We start from the raw sequence: 403 nt of genomic DNA on the forward strand, positions 1-403 counted from the left end.
TCCGGATTTATTGGGTTTAAAGGGTGCGTAGGCGGCTTAATAAGTCGGTGGTTAAAAGTAGCAGCTTAACTGTTTTACATGCCATCGATACTGTTGAGCTTGAGATATTTGGAGGCAGCTAGAATTTCCGGTGTAGCGGTGAAATGCATAGATACCGGAAGGAATACCAATTGCGAAGGCAGGTTGCTACGAATAAACTGACGCTGATGCACGAAAGCGTGGGGATCAAACAGGATTAGATACCCTGGTAGTCCACGCCGTAAACGATGATTACTAGTTGTTGGGTGAATAGCTCAGTGACCAAGGGAAACCGATAAGTAATCCACCTGGGGAGTACGCCGGCAACGGTGAAACTCAAAGGACTTGACGGGGGTCCGCACAAGCGGTGGAGCATGTGGTTTAA

Annotated in this window: 1 rRNA gene; it reads left to right on the plus strand. The window is 47.9% G+C overall.

The window, feature by feature from the left end:
- Positions 1 to 403 (plus strand): 16S ribosomal RNA (locus EGI22_RS15620); the annotation flags it as partial.

It is taken from the genome of Lacihabitans sp. LS3-19 (assembly GCF_024343575.1).
Classification (GTDB): Bacteria; Bacteroidota; Bacteroidia; order Cytophagales; family Spirosomataceae; genus Leadbetterella.